Genomic DNA, 17,254 nt, shown 5'->3' with positions numbered 1-17,254 from the left:
GTAAATATTATACTACATACCTTTTACGCTGTCTGTGATGCGAGGCAGTCTTTATGCTCCGACTACAAAAACAGGGCAGGGCGCCTGATTGATGACCTTCCCGACGGTGTTATCGCCGAAAAGTTTTCTGAGCCAATTGCGTTTTTTCATGCCCATTATTATAACGTCGCATCTTTCCTCTTCTGCGGCTTCCAAGATCTTTTTATAAGGTTCTCCTTCTTCGAGCCTTGTCTTTATCAAAGCCCCTTCGGTCTTTGCGATAGAATTGATCTCAGCGACTTCCCCATAGGAGCCGCTGTTCAATACGTCTTCTATGTTTTTCACCCCTAGAAGATTGAAATCTCCTTCGTTTGCAGGTATCACCTTAACAACCGTTACCCAGCAGCTCTCATCGTGAGCCAGTTTCAAACCTTGCGTAAGGACATCTTTGGAACCGTTCACTGCTATTAATATTTTCCTGTAACCTCTCATTTGATTTACCTCACCACAAGTATCGGACAGGCGGCATTGGTTATCACCCTTTCAGCGGTGCTTCCTATGATCGCCTTGTTAACGCCTGTGTATCCGTAGCTTCCCATTACTATCAAACCGTGTTTAAGTTTCCTGGAGGACTCTACGATCTTCTCCGCCGCGTTTCCTTCCTGTATCTCATCTTTTGCAGAGACTCCAAGCTTTGAGGCAATTTCCTTTGCCGTATCAATGATCTTTTGCGCCTCCTGAAAAAGGCTCTTCTTTATTGAGCTGCTTTTGAAAAATTCCACCATCTCTTCATAGCGGGGAATAACATACAGAATATTTATCTCCGCATTATCGATCTTTGACAGATGACAGGCGCGTTCTAATGCCTTTTGAGCGGATGGCGAACCGTCAAATGGAACTAAAATAGATTTATATTCTCCCGTGCATTCGGTACACGGTTTTTTCACCACCAGCACATCAACAGGCGCATTTACAACAACCTGTGACGTTACGCTTCCCATGAGCAGCCTCTTAAAACCTCTTCTGCCATATGTGCCGAGCATGATAAGGTCAGCCTTCTTTTCCCGTGCAATTTCAACTATGACCTCAGGCGGCTCTCCCTCACAAAGCAGGGATTCAACTTCTATGCCGAATTCGGAAGTCAGCATTTCCTTTGTTTGTACGCAAACCTTTTCGCCGATCCTAAGGCGTTTATCAAGCTGTTCAGGCGCGATTCCGAATTCCTCGGTGTCAAAGAATACTGTATGAACCAGAATGAGTTTTCCGCCGTGCCTTTTTATCCAGTTCGACGCCTCGATCAGCGCTGCTTTACTAAAGTCAGAATCATCAAAACCTACCAAAATCGTTTTATACATAATTAATGCGCTCCACCGCTTTTCTTGAATATCAGGCCGACTCCAAACCCTGCAGCCAGTGCAGACATAATTGATATGAGCCCGTATAAAGCGCCATTATTCTTTGCCATGCCGGCAAGCATTTTTATAATGCCGACCTGTTCAACCAGGACCTTAGCTTCTTTTGTTTCAATGACCTTATTATCTTTTACTGCGTATACGGTAACAACATAATCTCCGGGAGGTGCCTGGTAAGGCCAGGCAGTCAGAATATAATATGCCTGTCTGCCGTCCTTATCAGAGATCAATATCTTGCCGGATGAGGTTTTGTAAAGGTTGGATGATTCTTTGTATTTCACGAACTCATTAAACCATTTTGATCGTTCGTCTTCATTTGAGATAGGCGCAATTTCTACATGCCTGCTTAGCGCAGGATAGCCGATAACATATTTATCCATATCATCCGTACTCAGAATATCATCAATATTTTTTGTGCTGTAAATGGAATAGAGGTTCGGAGTCTTTTCGAAGTTCAGCGTTCCTGTATTCATCCATAAAAAACCTGCTACCTTTCCTTTCTGCTTCAGCACCTCGTGCCCTTCAGCAGAAGCTATCTTGATGATAAGATCAGTGCCGGGGTCTGTTACTCCCGCAACGCTCACTGTGCTGCCGTGATAAAAGAAGTCGATCTTTATATCGTCATGATTCGCCTTTACTGTCATTTCCGCTGACGCTTTGCCCGGTGATATAGTTGAAATGAATAATGAAATTATTAACGAAAAAACAATGTGATAAATAATTCTATGCGCTTTCATATTAGTGTCCTCCTGCCTGTGATATAAGCAATGACGGTGTTAATGTAAGGTCAAAGACTATCTTTACTGTGACCATAAGCACTATTGCCGCAAGAAATACCTTAAGCTGCTCGCCTTTTAATTTCCTTCCGAATACCGCCCCTACCTGCGCGCCTACTGTGGAACCTAACAGCAAAAGTACCGCAAGGATAAAATCCACGCTGTGATTGGTATATGCCTGGAGAAAAGTGACCTCTATACAATTAAAGAGTATCTGGAAGAGGCTTGTGCCTACAACAACATGCATAGGCATTCTCAATATATATACCATGACAGGGACCATTAAGAACCCGCCTCCGACACCCATTATCGCGGCAAGCACCCCGACAAAACCGCCAAAGATGACTGGAAGGAGCAATGAATGAGTAACGCCTGATTTTTCAAAATGGGTCTGCAGAGGAAGCGACTTTAAAAATCTCGTGAAGCCCGTCTCTTTTTCATCTTCAACTTTTTCCACCTTGTTTTTTCTCAGGCTGCTGAGGCTTTCGAAGAGCATATAAGAGCCGACTGACCCGAGCATGAGCACATATGTCATCTTTATAACAAAGTCCGCATTGCCTGTAGCCTTGAGGATCTTGATAGCCTGGACGCCGAATAGCCCTCCGACAAAACCTCCGACAAGAAGATAAAGCCCCATTTTAAAATCTACGTTGCCAACCCTCCAATGGGCATATGTTCCAGATGTTGATGCCGCGACTATCTGGTTTGAATCCGTTGCTGCAGCGACAGTTGCGGGGATGCCGAACATAATTAAAAGCGGGGTCAGCAGAAATCCGCCGCCGACACCGAAAAGGCCTGAGAGCAGCCCGACCGCGAGCCCGAGCCCGACAGGAATCAAAACATTAATGCTGGTTAATGCTACCGGTAAATACAGATACATAAAATTCATGAAACCTTCTCCTCCTGAAATTTTGATATTGTCATTAAAAGTTACGTCGCATATATCTGCCGCGCCATTGTCACGATCGGCCTTGATGCTGTCCTTACAAGCCTCTGCAAGTCGCGTGGTGTAATATTCCCGTTCTCAATAACGCTTGGGCTCAACAGGACCATATCAACTGTATTTTTCTCCTTGAGAAAATCTTTTATTGCCGAGAGCGCATCCAGCTCCACCGTATAGACCTGTGTAGCGATGCCCTCTCCCTGGCATTTTTCAAGGAATTGATTAAGCTTGTTTTTAGACAGGCCGTCCATCTTATGAGAGAGGATTTGCTGTGCTGTTTCATGTTCATTGGCCTCGGCAAAGGTGACTGCGGTCATGAGATCCTCAAACCTTCTCATCAGGCTTTTCTTCTTGGCCATCAGGATCGTCAGATCCTCATTCATCGCCTTTGCAAGATCAACGGCATACGAAAGGCCTTCATCAAAATCTTCATTCTCATATGTAACGAATAAAATCTGTTTTCTCATTTTTACCCTCCTTAAGCTTCATATAAGGCAATGCACTAAACATGCCACTTAAAACCTATTGAAATTAAAGTCTAAATTTGGAGGGTTAAAAAATGTGTTTAGAATGTAAACAGTGAGAAGCAGCAGATTTTGCAGATGTTGATGAAGAGATTTAAAGGTAATACAGTGATTAAAAACGGAATGAATGAATTAAGAGAGAAGGTTTTTGCAGCGTTTAGAATATGAACAGTGTTAACACTATTCTTCTTTCAATATCTTCCAGAGGCTTGTCCTTGAGATACCCAGCGCTTCTGCCGCCTTTGTCCTGTTGTTGCTGAACATCTTTAGAACCTTTTCGGCATATTCCTTAACGAGTTCATCAGCAGTCTTCAGTTTGTCAGGGTCAAGTGTCTCTATCTGCAGGAGACGGATGCTTTGGGGGATGCTTTCAGGCGTTATCATGGGACTCTTTTCGAGAATGATGGCGCGTTCAATAATATTTTCCAGCTCCCTGACATTCCCGGGGAAACTGTAATTAATTAAAATTTCCATCGCCTCTTTTGTAATGCCTGTTATCTTTTTATTGGACTTCGGAAGATGCTTCTGAAGGAAGTATGCGCTCAGGGGTTTTATGTCATCTATCCGTTCCCTTAACGGTGAAATAAAGATCTCCATTATATTCAGCCTGTAATAGAGGTCCTCCCTGAACCTGCCGTCTGCTATCAGGTTCTTTACATTCTGGTTTGTGGCGGCGAGAAACCTGACATCAACCTTTTTGGGCCTTGTCCCTCCGACCCTGTAGAACTCGCCTTCTTCGACAACCTTTAAAAGTTTTGCCTGAAGGCTCGGCGAAAGCTCTGCGATCTCATCAAGAAAAAGTATTCCTGTATCAGCTATCTCAACAAGCCCCTGCTTTGTCATAACAGCTCCGGTGAAGGCGCCCTTTTCATGCCCGAACAGTTCACTTGAGAGCAGCTCTTCTGTCAGGGTCGCGCAATTTATGGAGAGGAAGGGCATGTTCTTTCTCCTGCTGCTTGAATGAATTATCTTGGCAACAAGATTTTTCCCGACCCCGCTTTCTCCTGTGAGGAATACGCTGCAATCCGAGTCTTTCATCCCTTCAACGACAGACAATATCTTCTTCATGCCTTCGCTTTTTGCAATAATAGGGACTTCTTTGTTCATCCCCAGAAAGGTCTTTAATGCGAGATTTTCCTTTTTAAGCGACTTCTGTTCGTAGAACTTCTTTACACGAAGCGACAGTTCATCAAGGTCAAAAGGCTTCGTTATATAATCATGGGCGCCTTTCTTCATGGCCTCAACCGCCGAGCCGATGCTCCCGAACCCGGTGATCATTATTACTTCTGTATCAAGGTTCTTCTCTTTGATCTTCTCAAGGAGTTCAATACCGCTAATGTAAGGCATTTTTATATCGGTGATAATTACATCAAAGTATTCGCTCTCGATCTTCTGAAGCGCCTCTCTTCCATCTTTTGCCGCAGAAACGCTGTAGCCTTCTTCCTGCAATGTATCGATAATGTTGTTGAGTGTTATCTCTTCATCCTCTGCGACAAGTATATTAAAAGACATAGCTATGCATTCTCCTTTGGCAATGTGATGATGAATGTCGTCCCTTTTCCTTCTTCGCTCTCGACCTGTATCTCGCCGCGATGTTTCTGGATAATATTGTAAACAATGGCAAGCCCGAGGCCCGTGCCTTTACCCTTTGTGGTATAGAAAGGTTCGAATATCTTTTCAAGTGTTTCACGGGATATCCCCTTTCCGGTATCAGATACTTTTATCCTTACGAGGGTATCCTCTTCCTCTGCTTTCACTGTCAGCGCTCCTTCTCCTGACATGGCATCAACAGCATTGATAAAAAGGTTAATGAAGACCTGCTCCAGCTGTTCAGGGTCTGCGTACATGACTATCTCATCCGGATGCAGTTCCTGGGAGAACCGTACGTTTCCCGTGCTTATTGTGCTGCCAAGGTGTTTATATGCTCCGGATATGAAGCTTCGCAGTTCTACAGCCATAATATGCGGCTCCCTGCCTCTTGCAAATTCAAGGAGGTCACTGACAATGCCCTTGACCCTCAAGGACTGGCTGAAGATATCATCCAGACCGTTTTTTACAGATAACGGGATCTGATCGCCTGACTTTTTCGTAAGCCGCTGGGCAGTGGTGTAGATATTATTCAGCGGATTATTCAGTTCATGCGCGACTCCTGATGCGAGCATGCCTATCGCTGAAAGCTTCTTGCTCCGGAGCAACTCCTTTTCCCTATGGGAAAGCAGCTCTTCCATATCGTTGAACTTCCTGATGAGCTGCCCCACCTCATCCTTGCCCCATTCATATGCAGGATTAGAAATATGTGTAAAATCCCCTTTTCCGGTCTTTTCTATAAGATTTGTGATTAGCTGCAAACGCTTCACAACATTACTGATGATGAATAGAATAGCCCCGAATCCGACGATCAGGAAGAGTGGGAAGAATACGAGAATGGCGGTCCGTGACATATTGATAAAGCTGTCAACTTTTCCCCTTGCGGTTTTATCGAGCTCTTTGGAACTCGCCAGGATGTTTTCACCGGTCTTTCTGAGGGCGCTGATCTCAGCGTCAAATTCATTCAGGCAGGATATCAGGTTATGGCTTGATGGCAGTGAAAAAACCTCTTGCAGATAATTCACATCCTCAAGCGGTTTATCCAGGAAATTAGACTCTATCAGACGGCTGATCTTCAAGTAGGCCGGGGAAGATATTTTCAATCTTTCCGATTCAGCCATTGCCGTACCCAGCAATCTTTCTATTTTACCGAATTGTTCGCGGTATTCACGCACAAGCGTCTTCAGGGAGGCTGTCCGGTCCATTGAAGAAGGGTTCATGTTATTGAGAATGTCATCAAGTTCTCTTAGATACGCATAGATAGCTTTTGATTCTTCCTCAGCCTTTGCAGGCGCGTAAAGAAAGTAATTCTTTTCATGCCGCCTGAGCTGCAGCGATTTGCTTCGTATGGTATCGGTCAGCTCAAGAAAGGCGGTCTCTTTTTTTATCTCAACGAAATTCAGATATAAAAATACTGAGAGCAGGGTGATGATCAATGCACTGACAAGAAAGCTGAGGATTATCTTTTTCTTTAATGACATGATGTTTTTATTTTAACTCAAAAAACAAATAATAAAGCCCCTCAAATTCTTCTAAGGGGCTTTAAAAGTATCATGTTGTTATCCCGGATCCTAATTAAGTTAAGCCTTAACCACAAGCACAGGGCAGGGTGAATGTCCTATTGCCTTCTCAGCGACACTGCCCATGAGAAGCCTCTTTAATCCGGTCCTGCCGTGTGACCCCATCACTATTGTATTTACATTCTGTTCTTTTGCAATGCCGGTAATGGCCTGATATGCCTCTGCCTCCCTGACAAATCCTTCTGCTTTTATACCGGATGCTGTCGCATCTTTTATTACATCATCTACAAAGCCTTTTGCTTTCCTGACCATATCCTCAACGATCTGCGGCGCCTCGCCGTAAAACTCTGTAGGGACATCCACAACCGATATGACGATCAGTTCTCCTCCGTATGATTTCGCAAAGTCTATCGCCTTTGCGGCAGCGGCTTTGCTGAATCTTGAACCGTCAGTTGCGACGAGTATCTTCTGCCACCCGACAGTAGTGTCTCTTGGCACAACAAGGACATCTTTATTGCTGTAACCGATAACTCTTGCGGTAATATTGCCGAGCAGAGCCCTTTCAAGCCGGCTCATGCCTCTTCTCCCCATGACTATCAGGTCGCAGTTTTCCGCATCAGCAAGGTCAATGATCCTCTCGTGTATCTCTCCCTCCTCGCAGACCGTCTTTATCAGCGCCCTTTCGGCCTTTGCTGCTTTATTGGCTTTCAGCAGGGCATCCTCACAGGGTTTTCTGGCTGACGCAAGGACATTTCCCACAGCTATCAGATCCAGATCGCCCATGTATGGCGGAACCACGGATACAACAGTTATCCAGCTTTTTTCATTAGACGCAAGCTTAAAGGATTCTTTTAATGCGTGCAAACTTGATTCTGAACCGTCAACCGCTACAAGGATCTTTCTGTATCTTCCCATTGTGTTATACCTTTCCGTGCCCTAAAGCTTCTGATGTGTGCAGCAGCCTCTCAGCCTTGCGTCCCTGCCACATCGCCCTCAGGACGATAAATGCTCCCATTGCAAGGGCGAATATCATAATGCCAAAACTGACATTCTTTAATGATTTTGCCGTGCCTTCGCTAAGTTCCTGTATAAGATGAAGCTGTGACATGTAGACCGGAACCATCAGAGCGCGGCTGAAGAGCACTGTCACCATGATAACACCCATAACGACCTTTATCATAAAAGGCTTTACATAGGTTGTTCCGATAGCGCCAAGCTGAATTCCGAAGAGGGAACCCGCGAGTATGATCATTGCGAGGCGGATGTCAACAAGCCCGTGCATTGCGAATTTAAATGAACCGCCCAGTCCCATTACAAATGCGATGACAAGCTCTGTCGCAGACGCCATGAGGCTTGGCGCGCCTAACACATAGATCATTGACGGCACTCCTATGAAACCGCCGACTGCGATAGTTGCGGCTAACATTCCGGTTGCAAAACCGAGCGGAAGAGTAAAGAGCACAGATACTTTTGCGTCGATGCTTTTGAAATAGACCATTGTCCCCGGGATGTTGACTGACTGCACCCAGCGCGCGAGTTTGGTAACCTTTTCTTCTTCATGAGCATTGCCTGATTTGTAAGTCTTCCATGCGTCTATCAATATAAATCCGCCGACAACGGCAAGGATCACTACAAATGCCGCGCTGACATACAGGTTTGAACCGGCTTCTCCAAATGACTTTTTAATACTCTCCTGTATGTGAGCTCCGTAAAGGACTCCGGCCTCCGCTGAGATGCCGAGGACGATGCCGAGCTTGACATCCACCTGTCCGTATTTTGCGCGTTTGATGGCTCCGATGAGGGCCTTTGGAAATTTGTGACACATATTGCTGGCAACTGCTACCAGTCCGGGAACTCCCATGCTCATCATTGCCGGTGTGAGAACGAATGCGCCGCCTGAACCGATGAATCCGCTTACAAGGCCGCCGACGAATCCAACAAGAAAGAGATAGATAATATTCGCTGTATCAAGATTGATAAAATTGGCAACTGCGTTAACTGTGTCGTGCATCTTACTTTACCTCCTGTTTCTTCCTGGCAGCTTCTATTCCCAACACAGTCCAGAAGTCGCCTGTGAATGTACCGTGTATATACGAAAAAAGAAAAGCTGTGACTATCGGAAGGAATGCGTATACACCGCCCTTTCCGAAATACTCGTTAAGCATGTCCTGCTGTGAAAGCAGGGTGACATAAAGCGCTATGGAAATTATGCCCATAAAGATCATCTTCCCGACAGGCTTTTTAGATTGATAACTCTTTGCCATTTTTCTCTCCTTATTATTTTTAAGCTGTTTCAAGATCAGAGACAACCACTAACGGACATCCCAGGTTGTCCCACGCATCTGACAGCTTTTTATTTTTTCTTCTGCAGTCAACCGCAAGGTTTTCTGATGAACCGACAATTACAAAGAGGATCCCTTTCTTTTTATCTGTATGATCGATTATCTGGTTTTTCAGGCAGCCGCTTGTATGAAATAAGCTGTGCCTGATCCCTTCTTTTTTTAATTCGATGACAAACTGGTCTATGAAAGGGCTGACGATCTTCTTTGGAGAGACATACAGTATGTCAAGGCTTGCCCCGATCCTGCTGCACACATTCATCGCGTATCTGAACGCCCTGCTGTCGTCCTGCCCTTCCTTTACCGCATAAAGGACTTTTCTCCCTTCGTTGAGAAACTCTTTCGCTGTATCAAACTCACCTTCTTCAGCAAAGGTTACAGCTGACATAATGTCTTCGAATCTTTTCTGTAATCTTTTCATATCGCCTTTGTGCTTAATTTGCCTTTACGGACTGGATTAGGATGCTGTCTGCTGCTGCCTGCTTCCGGCTCTTTATTTCTGCCGGCGCGCATTCTTTCATTATGAGTCTCGCTGTTTCATGCTCTCCGCTTTCTGCAAATGCCGCAGCGGAAAATATCTGTTCAAATTTCTCTGCGATCGTCTTCATTGCCTTCCTCCTTATTTAAGATTATTTTATTAATGGGCTGAACTTGTTGATGTTGATAAAGATACAAAGTCTCTCTGCAGTTCCTGATTTAAACCCGCAAGTTTTTCCTCTGCCTCTTTCATGATCTCCAGCGCCTTGTCATGTTCTCCAGCCTCTGCAAATGTAATTGCCATTGATACGAGATTATCAACTGAGATTTCAACTTCACTTTTAAGTATTTTGATCTTGCCTACCAATGTCTGCCCTTCTCCTAAAATCTCCCTCGCTGTTTCAAACTCTCCTTCTTCCGCAAATGCTACTGCTGAAAATATCTGTTCAAATTTCTTTGATATACCCTTCATTTCTTCCCCCTTTTCGAAAAGCTTTTGCATTATCTAATACACTTTCCGTGCCAATACATTTTAAGCCCGTAACACTTTGGTATTAAAAGGAATTTTGTCAGTCAGTGAAAACGATATATTTTTTGCTTTGTTGCACAATGCAATAGCATGCTTAGGATTCTTTGGAAATCCTTTAAATCTACGGCGTGGAGTAAGTGTTGCAGATAAGTGTTTGTTGATTGCAATTTGCAACGATTCTGATTATTATAGTTTTATGGTACGAGCGCCCAGCAGCATTAAACAGAAACTGGCATTGTTCTATGTGGTTGCCCTGATATTGATGGCAGTGGTCATCATTGTGAACCGCACAAGCCTAGGGGAAGTGGAGAAGATGGTGAAATCAGGTGCTGTAGTCTCTGATCTCTTTGACACAACCCTTGAGATAAAAAGATTTGAGAAAAATTATTTCTTATATAAAAAAGATGAAGATTACAGGGAGCTTTTTACTTATGTGAATAAGGCTGAAGGACTTCTGGAAAATAATGGAGCCCAGCTTGGTGTATTTGCAAAAAATGATGTGCTGCTTGAGATCGAAAAAGATTTAGAACAATACAAGGAGCTGCTGACAGCGCTGCCTTCCATAGATACGAATATCAGCAGCAGCGAGGAGATATTGCGGGAGGTCGGGCGGAAACTTGTTACGGCAGCGGAGAAGATATCAAAGACTGAACGGGAGATCATGCAGGAAACGCTTCAGTCAGCCAGGCACAAAGTTCTTCTCTCAATAATGTTCTTTATGGCGGCCGGCTCAATAGGCGCGATCCTCTTTTATAAAAAAATGATACAGCCGCTGAGGATACTTGAAGAGCACATGGAGAGGGTCGCAATGGGGGAGTTCTCCCCTGTTCCGATAGAGACCAAAGACAAGGAGATGATATCACTCAACAGCGCGTTTAACAGGATGCTGCATGAGCTTGAGGAGAGGAAGGGATACCTTGTGCAATCGGAAAAACTCGCCTCACTGGGCACGCTTCTCTTCGGGGTCGCGCATGAACTTAATAACCCTATCTCCAATATCTCCACCTCAGCTCAGATATTAAGGGAGGAGATTGATAGCAGTGATGATGAATATAAGAAAGAGCTCCTGACCCAGATAGAAGATGAAACAGACAGGGCAAAGAATATTGTCAACTCCATGCTCGGCTACTCAAGGAAGAGCGATAAGGAGATGGTGAACCTTAAAAAGGCGGTTGATGAGACCCTTCACTTTCTCAGGGGAGATATTCCTACAAAGGTGCAGCTCTCGATAAAGATACCGGGGAACATCGAGTTTGTAGCTGATAAACAGAAGCTCCAGCAGGTATTCATAAATCTCATCAAGAACAGTGTGGACTCGATCAGCGATGAGGGTAAGATAGTTATCGCCGCGAAAAAGATCCCTGAGAACGGACGGATAGAGATCGTTGTGTCTGATACCGGTTCAGGCATGAGCGAAGAGATGGTCCAGAATATCTTCAGCCCGTTCTTTACAACAAAGAAGACAAAAAAGAGCTACGGACTCGGGCTCTTTATTGTCCATAACATTATCAAGGAACTCGGCGGTTCGATCATTGTTGAGAGCGAGCCGGGATACGGCACGAGCTTCATCATTGAAATATTTCCAGGGGAGTGATGGATATGGCGAATAACGGCAGGATATTGATAGTTGAGGATGAAAAAGTCGCACTGAGGAATCTCGAACATATAATGAAAAAAGAGGGATACGATGTTGTAGCAACATCCAGCGGCCCTCAGGGGATCAAGCTGCTCCAGACCCAGGAGTTCGATATTGTACTGACAGACCTGAAGATGGAGAAAGTTGACGGCATAGAGATACTTGAGAAGTCCAAGGAGACACACCCTGACACAGAGGTTATCATGATCACGGCATACGCAACCATTACATCTGCCGTGGATACGATCAAAAAAGGCGCATATCATTATATAGCCAAGCCTTTCAAACTCGATGAAGTAAGGAAGGTTGTAAAGGACGCGTTGGAGAAGGTAAACCTTAAAAAAGAGAATGCGCTTCTCAGAGAGCAGATAGCCAAGTTTGAAGGCAAGGCAAAGATCATAACTCAGGACCCTATAATGCAGAAGCTTCTCGAAACAGCGAGACAGGTGGCGCCGACAGACTGCAATGTGGTCATCTCAGGTGAAAGCGGGACCGGAAAAGAACTGGTTGCAAGATACGTACATTTTAACAGCGACAGGGCGGAAAAACCTTTTGTAGCCATAAACTGCGGCGCACTGACAGAGGAGCTTCTTTCAAATGAACTCTTCGGCCATGAAAAAGGCGCGTTCACAGGAGCAAACGCTTTTAAAAAAGGGCTTGTTGAAACAGCATCCGGCGGGACACTTTTTCTTGACGAGATAACAGAGATGACGCCTGCCATGCAGGTAAAGCTTCTGAGGGTGATACAGGAGAAGGAATTCATGCGGCTTGGAGGCACAGAGCCGATAAAGGCGGACGTCAGGTTCATCGCTGCAACCAACAGGGATATCAAGGATATAATAAAGACCGGCCAATTCAGGGAAGACCTGTACTTCAGGCTTAATGTTGTTGCCCTTAATATACCGCCGCTTTCAGCAAGAAGAAATGATATCCCCATGCTGAGCTATTATTTTTTAAAGCGGTACTCAGCGCTCATGAAGAAGAATGTCACAGAGATATCGCCTGAGGTGATCTCAATACTTATGAAGTATGATTTCCCGGGCAATATAAGGGAGCTTGAAAATATTATAGAGCGTGGGGTCGCCTTTGCTAACAGGAATATTATTGATGAGGGGCATCTGCCGGAAGATATCAGGACCTTGAGCGTCAAGACATTCAGGAAGAAAGATAATGTGATCCCGTCTCTTGAGGATCAGGAGATCGAATACATAAAATGGACGCTGAAAGAAGTAAACGGCAATAAGACGGCAGCAGCGCAGGCGCTTGGCATAGACAGAGTCTCATTATGGCGGAAACTTAAAAGATATGGCCTTGAGTGAGCTGAATTACTGATGCAGCAGACTCTTCTTGTATAATAAGACCATGACCGCATCAAAGGAAGTAAGCACCATCAACGGCCTCGCATGGAGAGGCAGGTGATTGAGATATAAGTTAATGGTGCCGAAGGGGGGACTCGAACCCCCACAAGTTTGACCTTACTAGACTCTGAATCTAGCGCGTCTACCAATTCCACCACTTCGGCTAACCAAACGAGCTGCAGATTACAAATAAACTTTCCTGACCTATTTCATTCCAGGCGTATTAAAGGGGCTTGCGCCTTCGATGCGGACAAGCTTCATCGTATCAACATTAAAGACCAGCGTGCTGACGCCCCTGTCTCGAAGCATCGTGCCGTCAACCGTCCATTCACACTGCCAGTTCAGGAGCACTTTTACATCAGGGTCGCTTATCCTGACTATCCGAGGGGTTGAGAAGGAGAGGTCGGCTTTTTCAAAAACGAGTTTGTCTGATATGCCGTCATAAAGTTCCTTGTTCATGTTTGCCCCGAGGGTTGCAGTATCTTTTGCCATGTAAGCCTCTTTGATCTTATTTACAGTTTGGAGAGCGTTCAATGTAATGGCTGAATCATAGGAAGGTTTAACCTCATCCTTGCCGCAGCCTGCAGTAAAAATAGCCATGATCATCAGTAATAAATATATCTTTTTCATTTTCCCCTTATAAAAAACATGAATATATCTGTTGAAGATTTTACATCTTTTGGCGATACTTTTCAAACGGCATCAGAAGATAAAAAAAAGAGGGCCCCGGATCTGCACCCGGAACCCTCTTTGTGAAGATATCGGTTACTTTGCGAAATCCACCTTGTTTGTTACTGATTTGAGGACAGCAGATTTGCCCGGGACCTCTTCGTAGAGGTAGCTGTAGGAAGCATCAACGGTCACTGACTTAATGCCCTCATTTACAGGCACGACAAATGTATATGATTCTGTTTCACGCGGCTCCAGCCCGAGGTCGAAATGCGTCATGGCTGTAATGTCCCAGTCGTTCAGGCCGAGATAGCCTTCTTTATTCTGAGGCAGGTGCAGGTCATAGATGGCGAACTCTTCATTCTTTGAAAATATTACATTGCCTTTTTCGTCTTTAACGGTCACATCCAGTGCCGTCTTTGGCATGTATATTCACCCATGGGGCATGCCGTGCCCTGATAGATTGGTCAACTGGACGTTGATCACAACAGTAGGCACGAACTTGTTCTCGAGGTGATTCACCATCTGTGTAGGTGTTGTTGTGAGCTTTATATCTATGCCCTCGCTTGCAAAATCTTTCTCATATATGCCGGGAAACTTGTGGCTCTGCTCATCCCCGCCCTTCATGTGGCACTGCTGGCAGGTCTTGTCACCGCCGTGAGCCAGGTACTTCTCTTTATAGCTTGAATAGATCGTGGGGCATTCTGACGAAGGCAGGTCTCCGCATCCGTGGTGGCAGGTTGCGCAGAACTCTGATTTCTTCAGAAAATCGGTCTTTACCGTCTCGTACCCGAACTCTTCTTTGTGAGGAGGTGTATCAGTTGAGATGCCAGGCGCGTAAATGGTCTTATCAGCAGGTTTGCCGTCAGGCGTGCCTTTCAGGTTGTGGCAGCCGAGGCAGTTGATGTTAAGCTTTGAGAGCTCTTTGACTGCTGAGGCCCTCTTGGTAAGGTCAACATCATCAACCGCTGTTATTATCATGTCAGAGATCTGATTGATAAGCGCATCAGAAGCGTTTGAGATCATCGGGGCATGACATGGAAGGCATACATCCTTCAAGTCCTTTCTTGTGCCCTTTGATTTATCAAGGCCGCTTAAGATAAATGTCCTGAAAGTCCTTAATACCCTCGGGTCTACAATTGATTTGCCATGCCATGAGTTTGCCCAATTTTTGTGTATGTCTTCATGACAGTCAACGCACTTGGATGAATCATACGGAGCTACCAGTTCATCGATTGACCCGGCCGGTTCAGCAAATGCTGAAAAGGGCATTAGCAAAAGAGCCGCGAAAAAGATGAGTAAAAAAGTTCTTTTCATTTTAATCCTCCTTTAAATATTTTTTGTGAAATAACCTGATAGTTATTCAGAATATTTTTATAGCCCGGTAATCATAACCGCGGCCTGATGAAAAACAGGTCTAATTATAAATTAACAGGTGACTTTCATGTCAAGGTATTATTAATAATAGCTAAATTAGGAAACTTTATTTTTACTTATCAAGGTTTGAATATTTCCTGTATTGCCTGTATTATAATACGAAAAATAGCTTATAAATTTAATAATAGTTTATTTAATAAGGAAGAATCGCAATGAAAAAGGTACTGAAACTCGGGCTTCCCAAGGGCAGCCTACAGGAATCGACGCTCAAACTTTTCAAAAAAGCAGGGTACAACATCTCCATTGACGCGCGTTCTTATTATCCTGTGTTTGATGATGTTGAGATAGAGGCGCTGCTTATAAGGGCGCAGGAGATGGCAAAGTATGTTGATGACGGCGTGCTTGACGCCGGGCTTACAGGACTGGACTGGGTGCTTGAGCAGGGCGCTGATGTGAAAGAGGTTGCCGAGCTTAACTATGCAAAGGGCGGGCTGAGGCCTGTCAAATGGGTCATCGCTGTTCCGAATGATTCAAAGATAAAAAAGGTTGCAGACCTGCAGGGCAAGCGCATAGCTACCGAGCTTGTCGGCTACACCACAAAATATCTAAAGTCCAAAGGCATCAAGGCAAAGATAGATTTCTCATGGGGCGCTACAGAGGTGAAGCCCCCGCATCTGTGCGATGCCATTGTCGAACTTACTGAGACCGGGACATCGCTAAAGGCGAATAACCTGAGGGTGATCGAGACGATACTTGAATCAAGCACAAGGTTCATTGCAAATAAGAATGCCTGGAAGGATAAGTGGAAGAGGCAGAAGATGGAGAATATCGTGCTTCTTGTCAAAGGCGCCCTTGCAGCAGAAGAGAAGGTGGGCCTCAAGATGAATGTCCCTGAGAAGGCCCTCAAGAAGGTCATGAGCCTGCTCTCTGCCATGCACTCGCCTACATTATCGCTGCTTTCAGATGAGGGCTGGGTCGCGCTTGAGGTGATGATAGAGGAGAAGATAGTCCGCGACCTTATCCCAAAGCTCAAAGCCGCAGGAGCAGAAGGGATTATAGAATATCCGCTTAATAAGGTAATACCTTAGACAAGTCATATTCATGGATATCAAAAAACTTGTAAAACCTAACATTCGTTCACTCCGCGCCTATCAGGCAGAAGAGATCCCGTGCAGGGTCAAGCTTGACGCGAATGAAAGCCCTTACGGCGTAAAGGTTTTTAAAACCGTAAAGACTAACAGGTATCCTGACCCTGAGGCAAAGGCTTTAAGAGACCTCCTTGCAAAACAGCTCAAGGTGAATCCTGAGAACATCCTTCACGGAAACGGCTCTGACGAACTTATACAATGCCTTATCACAACCTTTGGAGGCCCGGTCTTATTTCCGACTCCAACATTCTCCATGTACCGTATTATCTCTCAGGCGCTGGGAGAAAAGAGCGCTGGCATCCCTCTTGATGATAAATTCGACCTTGATACAAAAGAGATGCTAAAGGCGGTCAAGAAGATAAACCCGAAGCTCATCTTTCTAAGCTCACCCAACAACCCTACAGGTAACGCCTTTTCCACTGACAGAATACTTAAGATAATAAAGCAATCAAAAGGCATAGTCATTGTTGACGAGGCGTATCAGGCATTTTCAGATAAGAAAAGTTTTATACCGCTTCTCAATAAATATAAAAGTCTCATCATCCTACGGACATTGAGCAAGATCGGCCTCGCAGGACTGAGGGTCGGCTTCATGATAGCTGACACAGAGATCATCAATGAGGTGAACAAGGTCAGGCTCCCGTTCAATCTAAACTCGCTCTCTCAGGAGGTCGCGGTCAAGACTCTGAAGGGAGATAAGATCACCGGCTCAAAGATAAAGCTGATCGTATCAGAGAGAAAGAGGCTCTTTCATGAGATGCAGAAGATAGACGGTGTTCTGCCTTTTCCGTCTGATGCCAATTTCATTCTCTTCAAGGTTGAGGATTCAGATACGGTTCACAGGATGCTTCTTAAAAGCGGCATACTTATAAGGAATATGCATGGCGTAGTTGACGGTTGTCTCAGGGTGACTGTCGGGACTCCGAAAGAGAATGGCATATTTCTTAAAACTTTAAAAGATCTGCTATGATGTTTTAATA

The 17,254-nt window shown here is 44.9% G+C and carries 20 protein-coding genes and 1 tRNA gene; 4 read left to right on the top strand and 17 right to left on the bottom strand.

Going from position 1 to position 17,254, the window contains the following annotated elements:
• Nucleotides 1-51: 51 nt before the first annotated feature.
• The 13 genes from Q7U10_00645 to Q7U10_00585 form a co-directional block, all read right to left on the bottom strand.
• Entirely contained in the window at nucleotides 52-471 is a 420-nt protein-coding gene (locus tag Q7U10_00645; protein MDO8281129.1) for a universal stress protein, read from the bottom strand.
• Between the two features lie 5 nt (nucleotides 472-476).
• Nucleotides 477-1,334 (bottom strand): universal stress protein, encoded by an 858-nt coding sequence (locus tag Q7U10_00640; protein MDO8281128.1) that lies wholly within the window; start codon nucleotides 1,332-1,334, stop codon nucleotides 477-479.
• 2 nt (nucleotides 1,335-1,336) lie between these two features.
• Nucleotides 1,337-2,128 (bottom strand): TIGR02186 family protein, encoded by a 792-nt coding sequence (locus Q7U10_00635; GenBank protein MDO8281127.1) that lies wholly within the window; start codon nucleotides 2,126-2,128, stop codon nucleotides 1,337-1,339.
• Between the two features lies 1 nt (nucleotide 2,129).
• Entirely contained in the window at nucleotides 2,130-3,056 is a 927-nt protein-coding gene (locus Q7U10_00630) for a sulfite exporter TauE/SafE family protein (GenBank protein MDO8281126.1), read from the bottom strand.
• Between the two features lie 41 nt (nucleotides 3,057-3,097).
• Nucleotides 3,098-3,577 carry a hypothetical protein gene (locus tag Q7U10_00625; GenBank protein MDO8281125.1) on the bottom strand — a complete coding sequence of 160 codons (480 nt, stop codon included), beginning with the start codon at nucleotides 3,575-3,577 and terminating at the stop codon, nucleotides 3,098-3,100.
• 237 nt (nucleotides 3,578-3,814) lie between these two features.
• Nucleotides 3,815-5,146: a sigma-54 dependent transcriptional regulator gene (locus Q7U10_00620; GenBank protein ID MDO8281124.1), complete on the bottom strand. Its 1,332-nt coding sequence runs from the start codon at nucleotides 5,144-5,146 to the stop codon at nucleotides 3,815-3,817.
• Nucleotides 5,147-5,148: 2 nt separating this feature from the next.
• The gene (locus Q7U10_00615; GenBank protein MDO8281123.1) at nucleotides 5,149-6,702 is read right to left on the bottom strand and encodes an ATP-binding protein; all 1,554 of its coding nucleotides are present in this window, start codon (nucleotides 6,700-6,702) and stop codon (nucleotides 5,149-5,151) included.
• A gap of 99 nt (nucleotides 6,703-6,801) precedes the next feature.
• Nucleotides 6,802-7,656, bottom strand: coding sequence for a universal stress protein (locus Q7U10_00610; GenBank protein ID MDO8281122.1), 855 nt, complete (start codon nucleotides 7,654-7,656; stop codon nucleotides 6,802-6,804).
• A 4-nt stretch (nucleotides 7,657-7,660) separates the two neighbouring features.
• Nucleotides 7,661-8,752: a sulfite exporter TauE/SafE family protein gene (locus Q7U10_00605; GenBank protein ID MDO8281121.1), complete on the bottom strand. Its 1,092-nt coding sequence runs from the start codon at nucleotides 8,750-8,752 to the stop codon at nucleotides 7,661-7,663.
• Between the two features lies 1 nt (nucleotide 8,753).
• Nucleotides 8,754-9,005 carry a hypothetical protein gene (locus tag Q7U10_00600; GenBank protein ID MDO8281120.1) on the bottom strand — a complete coding sequence of 84 codons (252 nt, stop codon included), beginning with the start codon at nucleotides 9,003-9,005 and terminating at the stop codon, nucleotides 8,754-8,756.
• Nucleotides 9,006-9,024: 19 nt separating this feature from the next.
• Complete coding sequence (locus Q7U10_00595; protein ID MDO8281119.1) at nucleotides 9,025-9,501, bottom strand: hypothetical protein; 477 nt, start codon at nucleotides 9,499-9,501, stop codon at nucleotides 9,025-9,027.
• A 13-nt stretch (nucleotides 9,502-9,514) separates the two neighbouring features.
• Complete coding sequence (locus tag Q7U10_00590) at nucleotides 9,515-9,688, bottom strand: hypothetical protein (GenBank protein ID MDO8281118.1); 174 nt, start codon at nucleotides 9,686-9,688, stop codon at nucleotides 9,515-9,517.
• A gap of 29 nt (nucleotides 9,689-9,717) precedes the next feature.
• Nucleotides 9,718-10,029: a hypothetical protein gene (locus Q7U10_00585; protein MDO8281117.1), complete on the bottom strand. Its 312-nt coding sequence runs from the start codon at nucleotides 10,027-10,029 to the stop codon at nucleotides 9,718-9,720.
• Between the two features lie 253 nt (nucleotides 10,030-10,282).
• Here Q7U10_00585 and Q7U10_00580 point away from each other — a divergent pair, with 253 nt between their 5' ends.
• Together Q7U10_00580 and Q7U10_00575 are read left to right on the top strand one after the other, a co-directional pair.
• Nucleotides 10,283-11,680, top strand: coding sequence for a HAMP domain-containing sensor histidine kinase (locus Q7U10_00580; GenBank protein ID MDO8281116.1), 1,398 nt, complete (start codon nucleotides 10,283-10,285; stop codon nucleotides 11,678-11,680).
• A gap of 5 nt (nucleotides 11,681-11,685) precedes the next feature.
• The gene (locus Q7U10_00575) at nucleotides 11,686-13,041 is read left to right on the top strand and encodes a sigma-54 dependent transcriptional regulator (GenBank protein ID MDO8281115.1); all 1,356 of its coding nucleotides are present in this window, start codon (nucleotides 11,686-11,688) and stop codon (nucleotides 13,039-13,041) included.
• Nucleotides 13,042-13,157: 116 nt separating this feature from the next.
• On the opposite strand, the gene Q7U10_00570 is transcribed toward Q7U10_00575, so the two are convergent.
• The 4 genes from Q7U10_00570 to Q7U10_00555 all read right to left on the bottom strand — a co-directional run bounded on the left by Q7U10_00570 (nucleotide 13,158) and on the right by Q7U10_00555 (nucleotide 15,066).
• Nucleotides 13,158-13,244 (bottom strand) — tRNA-Leu (locus Q7U10_00570).
• A gap of 40 nt (nucleotides 13,245-13,284) precedes the next feature.
• The gene (locus Q7U10_00565) at nucleotides 13,285-13,710 is read right to left on the bottom strand and encodes a hypothetical protein (GenBank protein MDO8281114.1); all 426 of its coding nucleotides are present in this window, start codon (nucleotides 13,708-13,710) and stop codon (nucleotides 13,285-13,287) included.
• Nucleotides 13,711-13,845: 135 nt separating this feature from the next.
• Nucleotides 13,846-14,175, bottom strand: a complete 330-nt coding sequence (locus tag Q7U10_00560) for a hypothetical protein (GenBank protein MDO8281113.1) — start codon at nucleotides 14,173-14,175, stop codon at nucleotides 13,846-13,848.
• A 6-nt stretch (nucleotides 14,176-14,181) separates the two neighbouring features.
• The gene (locus Q7U10_00555; protein ID MDO8281112.1) at nucleotides 14,182-15,066 is read right to left on the bottom strand and encodes a multiheme c-type cytochrome; all 885 of its coding nucleotides are present in this window, start codon (nucleotides 15,064-15,066) and stop codon (nucleotides 14,182-14,184) included.
• Nucleotides 15,067-15,338: 272 nt separating this feature from the next.
• On the opposite strand from Q7U10_00555, the gene hisG reads away from it, so the two are divergent.
• Both hisG and hisC read left to right on the top strand, forming a co-directional pair.
• On the top strand, nucleotides 15,339-16,214 hold the full coding sequence (gene hisG, locus Q7U10_00550) for an ATP phosphoribosyltransferase (protein ID MDO8281111.1): 876 nt from the start codon (nucleotides 15,339-15,341) through the stop codon (nucleotides 16,212-16,214).
• A 13-nt stretch (nucleotides 16,215-16,227) separates the two neighbouring features.
• Nucleotides 16,228-17,244 carry a histidinol-phosphate transaminase gene (gene hisC / locus Q7U10_00545; protein ID MDO8281110.1) on the top strand — a complete coding sequence of 339 codons (1,017 nt, stop codon included), beginning with the start codon at nucleotides 16,228-16,230 and terminating at the stop codon, nucleotides 17,242-17,244.
• The last annotated feature ends 10 nt before the right edge of the window (nucleotides 17,245-17,254 follow it).

The organism is Thermodesulfovibrionia bacterium, from assembly GCA_030646035.1.
Lineage (GTDB): Bacteria > Nitrospirota > Thermodesulfovibrionia > UBA6902 > UBA6902 > JACQZG01.
The sequence above is the reverse complement of the archived record's forward strand: the minus strand, read 5'-3'. Positions and strand labels throughout refer to the sequence as shown.